Annotated in this window: 10 protein-coding genes; 4 read left to right on the top strand and 6 right to left on the bottom strand. The window is 65.8% G+C overall.

The genetic code is table 11. From position 1 onward, the window contains the following. Positions 1-2: 2 nt before the first annotated feature. Complete coding sequence (locus tag BHQ18_RS20355; RefSeq protein ID WP_069415510.1) at positions 3-818, top strand: glycosyltransferase family 2 protein; 816 nt, start codon at positions 3-5, stop codon at positions 816-818. Positions 819-841: 23 nt separating this feature from the next. On the opposite strand, the gene BHQ18_RS20350 is transcribed toward BHQ18_RS20355, so the two are convergent. After that, the gene (locus BHQ18_RS20350; RefSeq protein WP_165614577.1) at positions 842-1,549 is read right to left on the bottom strand and encodes a class I SAM-dependent methyltransferase; all 708 of its coding nucleotides are present in this window, start codon (positions 1,547-1,549) and stop codon (positions 842-844) included. Positions 1,550-1,754: 205 nt separating this feature from the next. Here BHQ18_RS20350 and BHQ18_RS20345 point away from each other — a divergent pair, with 205 nt between their 5' ends. Further along, a complete protein-coding gene (locus BHQ18_RS20345; RefSeq protein ID WP_131815716.1) occupies positions 1,755-2,870 on the top strand; it encodes a glycosyltransferase in 1,116 nt (371 codons plus the stop codon). 23 nt (positions 2,871-2,893) lie between these two features. Here BHQ18_RS20345 and BHQ18_RS20340 read toward each other — a convergent pair whose 3' ends face one another. After that, entirely contained in the window at positions 2,894-6,115 is a 3,222-nt protein-coding gene (locus BHQ18_RS20340; RefSeq protein WP_084294191.1) for an MMPL/RND family transporter, read from the bottom strand. A gap of 294 nt (positions 6,116-6,409) precedes the next feature. Here BHQ18_RS20340 and BHQ18_RS20335 point away from each other — a divergent pair, with 294 nt between their 5' ends. Then, positions 6,410-7,669: a glycosyltransferase gene (locus tag BHQ18_RS20335; RefSeq protein WP_069415445.1), complete on the top strand. Its 1,260-nt coding sequence runs from the start codon at positions 6,410-6,412 to the stop codon at positions 7,667-7,669. On the opposite strand, the gene BHQ18_RS20330 is transcribed toward BHQ18_RS20335, so the two are convergent. Then, positions 7,659-8,999 carry a condensation domain-containing protein gene (locus BHQ18_RS20330; RefSeq protein WP_069415444.1) on the bottom strand — a complete coding sequence of 447 codons (1,341 nt, stop codon included), beginning with the start codon at positions 8,997-8,999 and terminating at the stop codon, positions 7,659-7,661. The two genes, BHQ18_RS20335 and BHQ18_RS20330, sit on opposite strands and share 11 nt — an antisense overlap. Positions 9,000-9,077: 78 nt before the next feature. Here BHQ18_RS20330 and BHQ18_RS20325 point away from each other — a divergent pair, with 78 nt between their 5' ends. Further along, positions 9,078-9,899, top strand: coding sequence for a phthiotriol/phenolphthiotriol dimycocerosates methyltransferase (locus BHQ18_RS20325; RefSeq protein WP_109789357.1), 822 nt, complete (start codon positions 9,078-9,080; stop codon positions 9,897-9,899). Positions 9,900-9,910: 11 nt separating this feature from the next. On the opposite strand, the gene BHQ18_RS20320 is transcribed toward BHQ18_RS20325, so the two are convergent. Genes BHQ18_RS20320 through BHQ18_RS20310 form a run of 3 tightly spaced genes read right to left on the bottom strand, consistent with a single transcriptional unit; the run spans position 9,911 to position 14,076 of the window. Further along, on the bottom strand, positions 9,911-11,278 hold the full coding sequence (locus tag BHQ18_RS20320; protein ID WP_069415443.1) for a WS/DGAT/MGAT family O-acyltransferase: 1,368 nt from the start codon (positions 11,276-11,278) through the stop codon (positions 9,911-9,913). Beyond that, on the bottom strand, positions 11,275-12,627 hold the full coding sequence (locus tag BHQ18_RS20315) for a WS/DGAT/MGAT family O-acyltransferase (RefSeq protein ID WP_069415442.1): 1,353 nt from the start codon (positions 12,625-12,627) through the stop codon (positions 11,275-11,277). Before BHQ18_RS20315 ends, BHQ18_RS20320 begins: the two co-directional genes overlap by 4 nt. A 9-nt stretch (positions 12,628-12,636) precedes the next feature. Beyond that, positions 12,637-14,076, bottom strand: a complete 1,440-nt coding sequence (locus tag BHQ18_RS20310; RefSeq protein ID WP_069415441.1) for a condensation domain-containing protein — start codon at positions 14,074-14,076, stop codon at positions 12,637-12,639. Positions 14,077-14,099: the final 23 nt, after the last annotated feature.

Below are 14,099 nucleotides of genomic sequence, written 5' to 3'. Positions count from 1 at the left end.
ACATGCCGGTGGTCGCGGCGATCCCTAACTACAACATGGGCCACCATCTGCGTCTGCTGCTACCTCAGGTCATCGAACGTGGCTATGACCGCATCTATGTGCTCGACGACGGATCCACCGATGACAGCGTCGATGTAGTCAACTCGTTCAACGGTGCAGTCAGATTGGTGCGTGCGCCTCAGAACCAAGGTTGCACCGCCAACCGCAACCAGATCATCGACCACGTCGGCGATGACGAGTTGATTCACTTCATCGACGCAGACATGGATCTCCCCACGCCCGAAGCCGCCGCCGTGGCGCGAGAGGTCGCGGCCCGCTACGCCGACCGCGGCGTAGGTGCGATCGGCGGCTTGGTCAGCCGCGTCGACGGCAGCCAGGAACCGTACAACTACGGACCCGTGTTCTCGCTGAAAACCATTGTCACACTTGTGCCTCCGCTGGTCGACCGGGTGAAGGAGCGGCCAGCACTGGCGCGCGCCGTGAAGCTGCTGGGGACCCCTGCGGCGAACAAGTGGCCCAACGTCCTGGAGCCGCCTCGGCCGGCCGAGGCGTACTGGCTCCACGAGGGCAACATGCTGATCTTCTCGCGTGTGTTCAAGGCGATCGGCGGGTACGACCCCAAAATGCGGAACCACGGCGCCCAGGATCTGGCGATCCGGTTGGAGAAAGCGGGCGTCAAGCGGTATTTCGATCCGAGCATCGAGGTGGTGCACCACTACATCGACGTCCGAGGAAAGAAGCGCCGTCGCCAGCAGTACGAGTCGATCCGCTACATGATCGGCAAGCACGGCTACGGATTCCTGGTCAGCGGCAGATAGCTCCGCAGCACAGGGCGAGCGGCTCAGTTCCGCCGGGTGAAGACGTAGAAGTCAGCGAAGCTGGTGTTGTCCGGGTCGTCGCTCGAATACGGGTAGCGGTTCGGAATCCGTTCGGTCACAGTGAAATCCGGACGGTTCTGATCGACCCAGTCAGTGAATCGGCGATGTTTGACGTGAGGGTCGGGCCAGTCGCGCGTGTCGTTGCTCGAGTAGACGATCACGTATCTGTCTGCGGCATCGAATAGCTGGCACATATAGGAATCGAATACCTCGTCCTCGACCAGGTGGTAGATCACGTCCAATGACAGCGCCAACTCGCCTCGGTCTTGTGTAGAAATATCGCCGGTGTGTACGAACCGTTTCGAAGAATCACCGGCGAACCGGCGTCGGCACGCCGAGATCGCAGTTTGCGAGACATCGACCCCGACATAGTCCGGAAACTCGGCCAATTGCACTTGGGCACCGTCACCCGAACCGAACTCGATCACCGTGCGTACTCGGTTTACCCGTACGAAATCGTTGAGCACCTCGGCTTTGAATTCGGCAAGCCGGTTGTACGACCCGGCGCCTGAGGTGCCGCCGCGACGGTATCGCTTCTCCCAGTAGTCGGCTGAGGTGGTAAAACCGAGTCTTGCTACCACAGTTTCAGCACGACGGACCACTTGCTTGAATCGCTGCCTGCCGGCCAGGATTTTCTGAATTTTGCAACCCCCTTCGAGTATTGCGCACACCTTACCCGCGTGCAGATATATCGCACGCGGAGGTGCAACCAACTCCTGTCTACGTTTTTTGAAGCGCCCGGCGCAGAGGCGACGTGCAAACTCCGCGGTTCATTTCGGTGGTATTCCGTAGTCGTCAGCCACGACCGGCTACGCAATATAGGCTGGCTCGCATCGGCGGGAAGCGTGTTCTACATTGGGGGTCGGGGGTAGCTACATGAAATTCGAAGAACCGATCTCCGGCCGGCGCACTCGCGTCACGCTCGTGATTCTCTCGTTGTCTCCGCTGCTGGGCATGGAGTCGGCAACTCTGTCGCTGGCGAAGGCGCTGGCCAGAGATTATGAGGTGCGGATCGTCCTCCTGGCAGACGACGGCGCCGATGTTCCTATTGATCATGTGACGGTCGAGTCATGGGGTGGGCGGATACCTGACTGGAAACGAGCTGTCACACTCACCCGAGCCTTCAGCCACCGCAATGACCCCAATGGCGACGTAATAATACTTTGCGGCGTTTGGACTGCGATCCCGATGCTGATGGCACTACCGAAGAAATTACTAGCCCACACCCTGATCGCAGAACATTCTTTTGACAAGGGCAAAGTCGCGTCATGTAAGCGTCTCGCGGTGATGGAGGCCGCGGCTCGGCGCTATTATCACCGCGCATTTGCCACTGTTACCGTCAGCGAATCGGTGCGGCACGATATGCGGGAAGCTGGCTTCCAGGACAGAATTGAGGTAATACCGAATATCGTTCGAGAGTTCGATTCACACTTCGCCGAAGAAATCTGCAGCGGGCGACTCGTGACCGTCGGCTCTTTGACCAGGACCAAGAATCAGGGGCTCGCATTGCGCACGCTCGCGCTCCTACCAGAACAATATTCGCTGGATGTTGTCGGAGACGGCCCGGAGCGAAGGGCTCTAGAGCGCTTGGCGAACGATCTGGGGATAACTGAACGAGTGAATTTTCGCGGCTACGTCGAAAACCCTGCCGAATTCTATTCGCAGGCACAAATCGTCGTACACCCATCTCTGGGTGAGACCTACGGCCTGGTGTTGTACGAAGCGGCCAGCTTCGGCAAACCCGTCGTCGCCGCGGACCGCAGTGTAATGGCGAAGGTGATCCCGGAATTCGTGCCCGGCAAGGTCGCGGAGCCGCACCCGGAGGCTTTCGCATCTGCGATCCTGTCACTCGAAGCCACACCTCTGTCGCAGCGTGTGTTCACTGATGCCGCGAGCCGCCGCCGGGCTGCCTCGCGAAACATCGTGAAAGACTGGGGAAGTCTGATAGGCGACGCGATGCGAAGCAACTCAGAGATGATGCCGCGCGTATAGCGCGAGTGTTCCGCTCCTGACGCCTACTGCGGGGGCACCCAGCCGTCGCCCGTGCGGGTGTCGCCGCCGCCGACCGAGACCAGTTCGTCGGTGCGGTCGGGCTCGTCGTCGTCGAAGTCGTCTGAATCCGCCTCGGCGAGCGAAGAATTCGGGATCGGCTCGGTGATCTCGTCGCTGTCCCCGCTGCGGTCGACCCCGCGGAAAGGAGTGACCAACGGTTTGGCGTCGAACGTGGGTTTGGAGGGCCACCAGTTGCGGTCGCCGATCAGCACCGCCAATGCCGGCACAGTGATCGTGCGCACCAGGAACGTATCGAGCAGCAGACCGATACCGATGACGAAGCCGATCTGCACGACCGCCTGCAGGCTCGAGAACGTCAGGCCGAACATCGACGCCGCGAAAATCAGTCCGGCGGAGGTGATCACGCTGCCTGTCGCGGTGACCGTGCGGATGACCGCGGTGCGGATCCCCCGCGCGGCCTCGTCGCGTATTCGGGCGATCAGCAGCAGGTTGTAGTCCGCGCCCACCGCGACCAGCACCAGGAACGTCATCCCCGGCACACTCCAGTGGATGCCCTGACCGAGGATGAACTGGAAGAACACCACCCCGATGCCCAGCGCCGACACGTAGGACAGGATCACCGACCCCACCAGGTAGATCGGGGCGACCAGCGACTTCAGCAGCACGACGAGGATCAGCAGCACCACGAGCAGCGTGACGATGATGATGAACCGGACATCGCCGTTGTAGTAGTTGCGGATGTCGTTCTGGACCGCCGAGAACCCGACCATCGAGATCTTCGCATCCGCCAAAGACGTGTTCGGCTTGGCGCTTTCGGCCGCCTTGATGATGTCGTCGACCTGGTCCATGGCCTCGGTGCCGAACGGGTTCAGACCCGTCTGCACCAGGTAGCGCGCCGTGTGCCCGTCGGGCGAGATGAACAGCTTGGCGGCTTTCTGGAACTCCTCCTGGGTGAGGATCTGCGGCGGCACGTAGAACCCGGCCATCGGCGGGTCCTTGGCTTCGCTGCGCATCGCCATCAGGAAGGCCGACGCCTGGTCGAGCCCGCCACCCATGTTGCGGGTCTGGTCGACGAGCAGTTGCACGCCCTCGGCGAGCTGACGACTGGAATCGGCCAACAGGTTGGCGCCCTCCTGCGCCTCGGCGAGTTGCGCCTGCACGCTGCCCGTGTCCTCGAGGCCGGCGGCGCGGATCGCCTCGACCGCGACCTTCATGCTGGTGCCCAGATCGCGCACGGTCTCGTCGAGGGTCTGGGTGGCCTCGGTCTCCTGCAGGACGCGACCGAGGTTGGCGACCTTCTGCGCGGTGCCGTCGTCGTTCATCTTGGTGATCCGCTGCAGGTACGCCCGCGACTCGACGCAGGACGGGTCGACGTTGCAGACCGGGCTCGAGTTGAGCGACTTCACGATCGGGCCTGCCCAGCTGTACATCTCGGCCATCTGCATCAGGCTGTCGCCCATCGCATCACCGAGCGATTTCATGTTCGCCACCAGTGTGGCGGTCTTGTCGATCTCCTCGAGTGTGGTGGTGCCGCCGTACTTCTCCTGCATGTCGGTCAGCACCTTGGCCAGCGGACGCAACGTGACGATCCCGTCGACGACCCCGTCGCGCAGCTGATCGAGCGTGTCGGCGAGTTTGTCCGCGCCGCCGCTGAGCAGGTTGAGGTTGGCGTCGTTGTCCTCGATCAACTGCGACGCGTCGCCGAGCTTGGACCCGACCTCACCGGCCTGGTAGGTCGCCTTGGCCTGTTCGAGCACCTCACCGGTCGGCCTCGTGATGCCCCGGATCATGTCGATGTCGGGCAGCGCGGCCACCCGCTTGGCCATCTCCTCCATGTCAGCGAGCGCCTTGGGGCTGCGGAGATCCTGGTCCGGCGCCTGCACCAGCAGGAACTGCTGGATCGTGCTGCTGATCGGGAAATGCTTGTCCAGCGCCGCGTATCCGATGTTGCTCGAGGCGTCGGCGGGCAGGCTCGTACGTTCGTCGTAGTTGAACCTGATCATCGTGAAGCACGCGGCGAGACCGATGAGAATCACCAGGCTGACGGCGAGGTGGAACACCGGCCTGCGCACGATGTGGATGCCGGAGCGACGCCACCACCGGCTCGTCAGGTCCTTACGGGGCTTGACCCAGCCGCGACGCCCGGTGAGCACGATCATCGCCGGCAGCAGGGTGACCGCGACGAGGAACCCGATCAGCACGGTGACGCCGAGCGCCGGGCCGACGGTCGAGAACGCGCCGAGCTTGGTGAACGCCAGGCCGTAGAAGGCCAGCGCGGTGGTGCCCGCGGAACCGGCGATCACCTTGCCGATGGTGCCGAGCGCGGTGATGACCGCGTCGTCGGACTCGAGTCCCTCGCGGATCAGTTCGTGGTAGCGGGTGAAGAAGAAGATCGCGTAGTCGGTGCCCGCGCCCATCATCATCGCGGTCATCAACATCAACGTCTGCGGGCCGAGGCCGATCACCTCCAGGTCACCCAGGCCTGCCACCACCGACTGGGCCACGACGAGCCCGACGCCGATCATCAGCATCGGCAGGATGATCGCAACGACGTTGCGGTACACCATGATCAAGATCGAGAGCACCGCGACGACGGTGACGATCTCGATGACGAGCTGGTCGCGGTGCCCGATCTTGTTGAGGTCGTCGAAGGTGGCTGCGGGCCCGATGACGTTGACCTCGAGGTCCGAGTCCTCGGTGACCGCGTTGACTTCCTTGAGGATGGTCTTGTAGGCGCGCTGGCCCTCACCGGTGCCCATCGTGCCCTGCATGCTGATCGGCAGCTGCCAGGCCTTCTTGTCCTCGCTCGTCATCACCTGCCGGAGCTCAGGGATGGAGACGAAGTCCTGGGTGGACAGCACCTGCTCGGGCATGGCGTGGAGCCGGTCCACCACCTTGCGGTAGGTGGCCTCGTCTTCGGGCGTCAGGCCGTTCTCGTTGGCGAAGATGATCGCGCCGACGTTGCCGGAGTTGCCTGATCCGGCACCCTCGGCGAAGGCTTCGCCCATCTCGTTGCCGGCAATCATCACCGAGGACGAATCGGGTAGCAGACCCGGGGGTTTGCGCTCGGCCACCTCCATCAGGGGCGGCAGCGACAGGAACAGCGTCACGGCGATGAGAACCCAGCCCACGATCACCAAAACGGGATGACGAACTATCAGCCGTCCCAGGCTTTCGAGTCCCGCCCCGCTAAACGCACCGCGGGGTATGGCGCGCCGCAACATCCCAAATAGGCTACACGCGAAATCGGGTCGGTGAGACCACACAGGTGTTTGCTGCCAGCAACCGCACCATCGGTTGCGCACGACGGCTCACCTGTGCTTTCGACCGGCTTGCCCTGACCACCGACTGTGCTTCAATCAGACCGTGCCCGTCCCCGGTTTTGATCATGGCCTGCGCCGATTGCCGCCTTCGGCACCGCACCCCCGGCGGCCCGACCACCCGCTGACGTCCACGCCGATATTTGCTGGCGAAACAGTTGCGCACATTTGCCCACGTAAATCACGACAAGGCCTTCGATGAAATTTGCTATCGCCGTCCACGGAACCCGTGGCGACGTCGAACCGTGTGCCGCCGTGGGCCTGGAACTGGTCCGCCGCGGTCACCGGGTGAGCTTCGCCGCACCCCCGAACCTGATCGAGTTCGTCGAGTCCGCGGGCCTGTCCGCTTTGCCGTACGGGGTCGATTCCCAGGAGCAGCTCGACGCCAACGTCTTCCGCCAGTACTGGAAGATCCGTAACCCGGCGACCATCCTGCGGGAGTTGCGCGACTACATCACCCAGGGCTGGGCCGAGATGAGCGCGACGCTGACCGGCCTGGCCGAGGGTGCGGACCTGATCCTGACCGGTACGACGTACCAGGAGGTCGCGGCCAACGTCGCCGAGCACTACGACATCCCGCTGGCCGCCCTGCACTACTTCCCGGCCCGCGCCAACAGCCAGGTGCTGCCGGTGCCGCTTCCGCCGAAGCTCGTGCGCTCCGGCTGGGCCGTGGCGGAATGGGTGCACTGGCGTGCGCTCAAGGAGGCCGAAGACGCTCAGCGCCGCGAGCTGGGCCTGCCCAAGGCCCGGGTGCGTGCGGTGCGGCGCATCGTCGAGGGCGGCGCCCTGGAGATCCAGGCCTATGACCCGCTGTTCTTCCCGGGTCTGTCCGAAGAGTGGGCCGGACGCCGGCCGCTGATCGGGTCGATGACGCTGGGGTTGGCGACGGCCGACGACGACGAGGTGACCTCGTGGCTGGCCGCCGGCTCGCCGCCGATCTACTTCGGGTTCGGCAGCATGCCCGTCGAATCCCCCGGCGCCGCCGTTCAGATGATCATCGATGTCTGCGCGCGCCTGGGTGAACGCGCGCTCATCAGCTCGGGCGTCTGGGACCTCTCCGGGGTCGACTTCACCGGCGCCGACCATGTGAAGGTGGTGCGTACGGTCAATCATGCGGCGGTGTTCCCCCGCTGCCGGGCGGTCGTGCACCACGGCGGTGCCGGCACAACCGCCGCCAGCGTTCGGGCCGGGGTGCCGACCCTGGTCATCTGGGTGGGTGCCGATCAGCCGTTCTGGGGAAAACAGGTGCAGCGCCTCGGAATCGGGGACTGCCTGCGGTTCTCGCGGCTGACCAGCGACGCGCTGGCGGCCGGTCTGCGCACCGTGCTGAGCCCCCAGTGTGCCGAGCACGCGCGCGCGGTGTCGGCGCAGCTGACCGACCCCGCGCAGAGCGTCGCGACGGCGGCCGACCTGTTGGAGGAGGCGGTGCGCAGCCGCGCACACGCAGTCACTCGATGAACGCGGTCAGCCCGAATTCCTCGAGCGTTTCCGTAACCTGCTGCAGCAGCCAATCTTTGGAGTTCGACAACCCGGGTTGGTACGCGCGGAAACTGATGAAAAATTTCCCGCATACCCGTCCGGAGGTCATGTAGAGCTCACCCGACGAGACCTCCGGGCTGTCCGCGGTGAGGTTCTGCTCGACCATCCGCACCGTGAAGTAGTCCGACTCGGCCCCGTCGATGCGGGTCACGGTGGCGTCGATGTCCCCGAACGCCGAACAACCGACCGGGGAGTCGGCGGCGTTGACCGCCCCGAGCGGCAACCGGGACACCACCGATACCGGCACATACGGTGTCAGCGGGAAAACCCGTTCCTGCTCGGCGAACTTGCCCTCCCCGGACACCAGCGCCTGTTTGATTGCCGCCCGCACGCCGCGCAGATCCTCGGTCACGCCGGCGGGATCGATCGCGAAGTCCATGCCTTTGAGCGCGTTCGCGCGCAGGTCGTTCTCGGTGCGGTCGTTGACCGGGTAGTTCAGCGTCACCAGCCCCGTCTTCGGGTGGCTGCGGCCGAACCGCTCGCCGAGCCTGGCCGCGAAGCCCGCGAACAGCGCGTTGCTCGAACCACCGAGTTCCTCAGCGCGCGAATCCCACTGCGCGAGATCGATGTACACGGTCGCGGTGGGTACCACCACCGCTTTCTTGCGCTCCGCCTTGGGCAGCTTCGGCGGGCGCTGCGTTTTGTCCCGCGAGAAGCTGGGCTTGTTCTGCATCGCCACGCTGGCCACCGCGCCGAGCGCACGACCCACCTGCGGCAGGCCCCGGAACGTGTTTCGGGCGTCCTCGCGCAGCGCCTGCCGCCGGGTGCGCGCCCCCGGCGGCGGGTAGCCGAAGTCGTGCTCGACACCGGTCACCGCGTCGATGACGGCGCCGCACAGCCCGACCCCGTCGATCACCGTGTGGGAGGCGATGAGGGTGACGGCGGTGCCGTAGTCGGTCACGGGAAGCACCCCGAGGTGCCAGACCGGCCCGAATTCCGGGTCGACCGGACGCTGGGCGCGTTCCTCGAACCAGTCGGCGATACCGTCTCGGGTCCGGGGCTTTTCGATATCGACGCCGGGCAGATCGTGGCTGGCCACCCAGCGGTGCCGACCGCCCGGGAACCGGCTGGGTTCGACGCGGCGCCCGACGATCCCGCGGGCTAGCGCATCGTGCGTCCGCCGGATCTCGTCGAGGTTGACCTCACGGCGGTACACCCAGGTCAACTGGATGGCGTGCACATGCCCACTCGCACGGACCCACAGATAGGACGCCTGGTCCATGAACGCGAGCGTGTTGAAAGTCGACATCGGGCAAACCGTATCAACGTCGCGGCCTGGAGCTTTCCGGATTAGTCATTCAGCAATCGACCTGAGATACTGTGCCGGATGATTGAGGGCATCTATCGCGACACGCTGACCAAGGCCGTTGCCTTCTCGCACCGGCATTTCGGCAAGATCGTCGCCAAGTACGGGTACAGCATCATGACCCGCAGGCTCGGCGACGACGACGTCTTCTTCCTCAACTGGGGTTATGAGGAAGATCCGCCGATGAATCTGCCGTTGGATCCGTCCGACGAGCCGGAGCGGATCGGGATCCAGTTGTACCACCGGGTGGCGGCGCAGGAAGACCTCGCCGGCAAGCGTGTGCTCGAGGTCAGCTGCGGCCACGGTGGTGCGGCCTCCTACGTCATGCGGACGATGAACCCGGCGTCCTACACCGGGTTGGACCTCAACCCGTCGGGTATCGCGTTCTGCCGGCGTAAGCATCCGCTGCCGGGGTTGGCGTTCCTCGAAGGCGACGCCGAGAACCTGCCGTTCCCGGACGGATCCTTCGACGCAGTGATCAATGTCGAAGCGGCGCACCTGTATCCGAACTACCTCAAGTTCCTCGCCGAGGTGGTTCGCGTCCTCAAACCCGGCGGCCACTTTCTGTACGCGGATCTGCGTGGCCGCGACGACGTCGCGAAATGGGAAGCGGACCTGGCGCAGTCGGGTCTGGAAGTGGTGTCCTGCGAGGACATCAACGAGCAGGTGCTGCGCGGGCTGGAGAAGAACTCCAAGCGCTACCAGGACCTGATCAACCGGCACGCTCCGCCGCCGCTGCGCCGCCTCGGCCGCGACGTCGGTGTGACCGAGGGCAGCCCGCTCTACGAAGAGGTGCAGCGCGGCGACATCGTGTACCGCCTGTACAACCTCAAGAAGCCCTGAGCGAGTCCGCTTCAGAGCACTTCGGCGGAAAGACCGAACTCCTCGATCGCCTGCCGGGCCAGCGCCCGCAGGCGATCTTTGGAATTCTCGGTGCCGCACTGGTATCCGACGACGCAGATCGAGATCCTGCCGTTGATGCGGCCGGCGACGACCACGAGCTGGCCGCCGGCGCGCTCGATCACGGATCGGCGCACGCCCTGATCGACACCGCGCAGCATCACATAGTCGGCGTCGGTGCCGTCCACCCGGCCTGCCAGCGGCTCGAGATCCCCGAGGTTCGAACACGATACGGGTAGGTCATCCCCGGAGCCGAAGAAGACGTCGGCGACCTTCGCGAGCACCCGTCGAGGCACGAACGGCACCAGCGGCAGCAACTGCAGCGTGTCATCCGGTTGCTCGCGCGCCGTCTTGATCGCCTGACGCAGCGAGATGCGGGCTTCGGTCAGATCGTCGTGCACGGGGGCGGGATCGATGCCGACCTGCGCGAAAACCATGGCCTGAGCTCGGGTGTCGTCGAGGGTGGTGCGGTCGTTGAGCGCGATGAGCAGGCCGACCGTGCCGTCGGCCCGCTGTCGTCCCATCAGCACGCCGAGCCGGGCCGCAAAACCGGCCAGCAGCGAATAGCTGTTGCCGTTGCGCGACGCCGCGGCCGCGTCCCACTCGGCCAGGTCGACGAACAGGTTGGCCGCCGGGACGATGATCACCTCGTCGCCGGACGTTCCCGATGTGACGGCCGGCTTCGGCGCGGCCGATCTGGGCTGCTCGTCGGCGGCCTGATCACGCAGTCGCAGGCCGAGTTTGGCGGCGGCGGCCACGGTGCGGGCGGTTTGCGGCAGACCCCGTGCGGTCTCGCGCAGATCGGTCAACGCCCCACGGAACCTGGTGCGCGAATAGGGCGGTGGATAGCCGATGTCCCGCCTGGCGGCGACGGTGGCTTCCACGACGCTCAGCAGGGCGGCCACCCCGTCGCCCAGACAGTGCGATCCGACCAGCGTGACCGCGCTGCCGCCGTCGGTGAGCGGCAGCACCCCGATGTGCCAGCCCGGTCCCCGCTCGACGTCGACCGGCAGCGCCGCGCGTTCGTCGAGCCAATCGGTGAGCTCCGAACGCGGCCGAGGCTTTTCGGCGACGTCCAAGGGTGCGGGCGGCCCCAACGACGCCACCCACCGCGGCCTGCCGAACGGCAAGGGCGACTTCTCGATTCGCCGTCCGGGCAACCCGAACCCGAAGTTGCGGTGGAACTCGCGCACCCCGTCGAGGTCGACGGCGCGGTCGTAGACCCACACCATCTGCATCAGCTTGACGATGCCGGTGGCGCGTTCGAGCGCGAAGCCGGCCTGGTCCATGAAAGCGAGCCGGTTGTCGGTGTCCACCGTCATTCGATCAGGCCGTCCAGACCGAACTCGGCGAGCACTTCGGCGCCCAGTGCGCGCAACTCCGCCTTGGTGTTCTCGGCCTCCGGCCGATACGCCACGACGGTGATCGACATCTTGCCGGCGACCCGCCCGGTCAGCACCGTGAGCAGCCCGCCCCGACGTTCCAGGAACTGCCGACTGACCTTGCGGTCGACGCCGCGCAGCATCATCAGGTCGGCGTCGGTGCCGTCGAGCCGCGATACCACCGGGTCGATGTCGCCGAGGTTGGAGAACGACACCGGCCGGTCGGAGAAGTTGAACACCACCTCGGAACCGCCGCGCACCGCACGCTTGGGGATGAACGGCGTCAACGGCAGCAGTTCCAGTGTCTCGTCCGGGTTTTCGCGCAGCGTCGTCAGCGCCTGCTTGATCTCCGCGCGGGCGCCGGCGAGGTCGGTGGTCACCCCGGCCGGGTCGATGCACGCGGTCGCGATCGAGGCGGCGTTGCCGCGGGTGTCGTCGGCGACCCGGTCGGCGATCGGGATCTGCAGGGTGACGACGCCGTCGGAGTCGCGGCGCCTGCCGACGCGCTCGGCCAGCTTGGCGGCGAACCCGGCGGCCAGCGAGTGGGTGTTGCCGTTGAGCGCCGCAGCGCGGGCGTCCCAGGTCTCGAGGTCGACGTAGATGGTGATCGCGGGTGCGACGACGTGCTCCTCGCCGCCCGCCACCGCGGGCGCATCCGGGCGAGATCCCTTCGGGCGGAAGAACTCCGCGCGTCGCTTCCACCCCTGCCGCGCCCCGACCGCGAGCGTGCGCGCCACCTCGGGCGCACTTTTGGCGGTTTCCAGCAGATCCGTTGCGGTGGCCCGTAACCGGGTCTTCGACCGCGGCGGCGGATACCCGAAATCACGGCGGTTGCCCTTGATCGCGTCGACGACGGTCAGCAGGCCTCCGAAACCGTCTGCCAGACAATGCGACAGCACCAGGCTCACTGCCGTCGAACCGCCCGTCATCGGCAGCACACCGACATGCCAGCCCGGCCCCCACTCGGGATCGAGCGGTAGCTGCACCCGCTCGTCGACCCAGTCGCTGAGCGCGGTTCGCGGCCGGGGCTCCTCGATGGCCAGTTCGGCCGCCGGCCCGGTCGACGCGACCCACCGGTGCCTTCCGAACGGCAGCGGTGAGCGCTCGATACGCCTGCCGAACAGCCCGTAACCGAAGTTCTCGTGGAAGCGGCGCACACCGTCCAGATCGATCGGCCGTTCGTACACCCAGACGGCCTGCATCGCCAGTTCCTGACCGGTGGCACGCTGGCCGAGGAACAACAGTTGGTCGGTGAACGACAACCGGTTGTCCAGGGCTACCTCAGTCATCGGCAGAGGTCACGCCATCCCGAACTCGAGAAGGTCGGCAGTCGCCGCCAGCTCGCCGCGGCCGGCGGCGACCCGCACGAACACGGCCTTCATCGCGTCGACGTACCTGGTCACCGATTCGCGGGCGATCGGGTTGTTCGGGAACGCCAGCGTCACCGACGTGCCGTTGGAGAACCTGTTGAACCACATGCCGACCTGATGGGCGGCGCCCATCTCGCTGTAGATCTTGCCGTTCAGCGTGTCCCACTCGCCGATCACCGACGGCGACAGCGGCGCCAGCGTGGCGTCCATGTAGGAGATCATCGGCACACCCGGATCCGGCTTGCGCACACCGTGATCGGCGCCCAGTTCCAGCACGCGGTCGAACGGCACATGCGCCAGCGGAAGCCCCGAGTCGAACGCGTCCTGCGCCGCCCGGACAGTGGCGGCGAACGAGGTCGGATCGATGTCCACGCTGACCGGCACGGTCCCGGTGAACCAGCCCGTGGTCATCATCTCGGCCTGCGTGTGGCGCGTGCTGGTCGGGGTGATCACGTTGTAGGTCGGATTGCCGGTCAACTCGTTCTCGGCGAGCGCGACGGCCGCGAAGATTCCGCCGATGAACCGGGCGCCCGCGTCGGTGCAGGCTGATTCGAAGCGGTCCGACTGCTTTTCGTCCATCAGGTCGATGGTGAGCAGGTCGCCTTCACACGGCACCGACGGGTCGCCCAGCGACAGCGGGAACTGCGGCAGCGTCCCGTCGTTGCGGTCGGTGAACTCGAACCACCCGCGTACCTGAGGCGAATCCGGGGTCAGCGCCGAGGTGAACGCGCGCTGACGCACGCAGTAGTCCTCGTAGCTGCCCGCCTCCGGCAGCGGGATCGGCGCCCCGCCGCCGGCCAGCGCCGCGTACATCATGTGGATCTCGACGAACGCCAGCCCCATGAACATGGCGTCGACGTGCAGATGGTCCACGCTCATGAAGAACGTGAAGTGATCGGCACGCTGGATCACGCCGAACCGGAAGCAGTCCCACTGCAACGGCGACGGTGTGGCCAGCACGTGCTCGCGCCACCGCTCGGCCGTGGTCTGGCCGTGGTTGGTCGCGACGAACTTGATGTCCTTGGGGCTGCGCAGAGTCCGGCGCACCACCTCGTCGCCGTCGCCGACGAACTCGAACCGGCTGCGGTAGGTGTCGTGGCGGCGCAGGTACGCGTTGATGACGTGGGTCATCAGGCGGATGTCGCAGCGACCCTGGATGTTCCACGCCGGGATGGTGAGCCGCGCCATCTGCGTGCCGCGCGCGACGTGTTCGCGGTAGGCGCGCAGGTGCTGCGCCTGCTGATAACTGACCGGCACCTCGGATACCGGCGCGTCGGCGGCTTTGGTCGCGCTGGCCGCTGAAGGCTCCCACGACACGAACTCACCCGGTGCGTCTGTCCAGTCGTGGACGGCTTCAAGTGCGAACACTTGACCCCCTATTGATGTGTGTC

It is taken from the genome of Mycolicibacterium flavescens (assembly GCF_001722335.1).
Taxonomy (GTDB): domain Bacteria; phylum Actinomycetota; class Actinomycetes; order Mycobacteriales; family Mycobacteriaceae; genus Mycobacterium; species Mycobacterium flavescens.
This window is presented reverse-complemented; position numbering and strand designations above follow the sequence as displayed.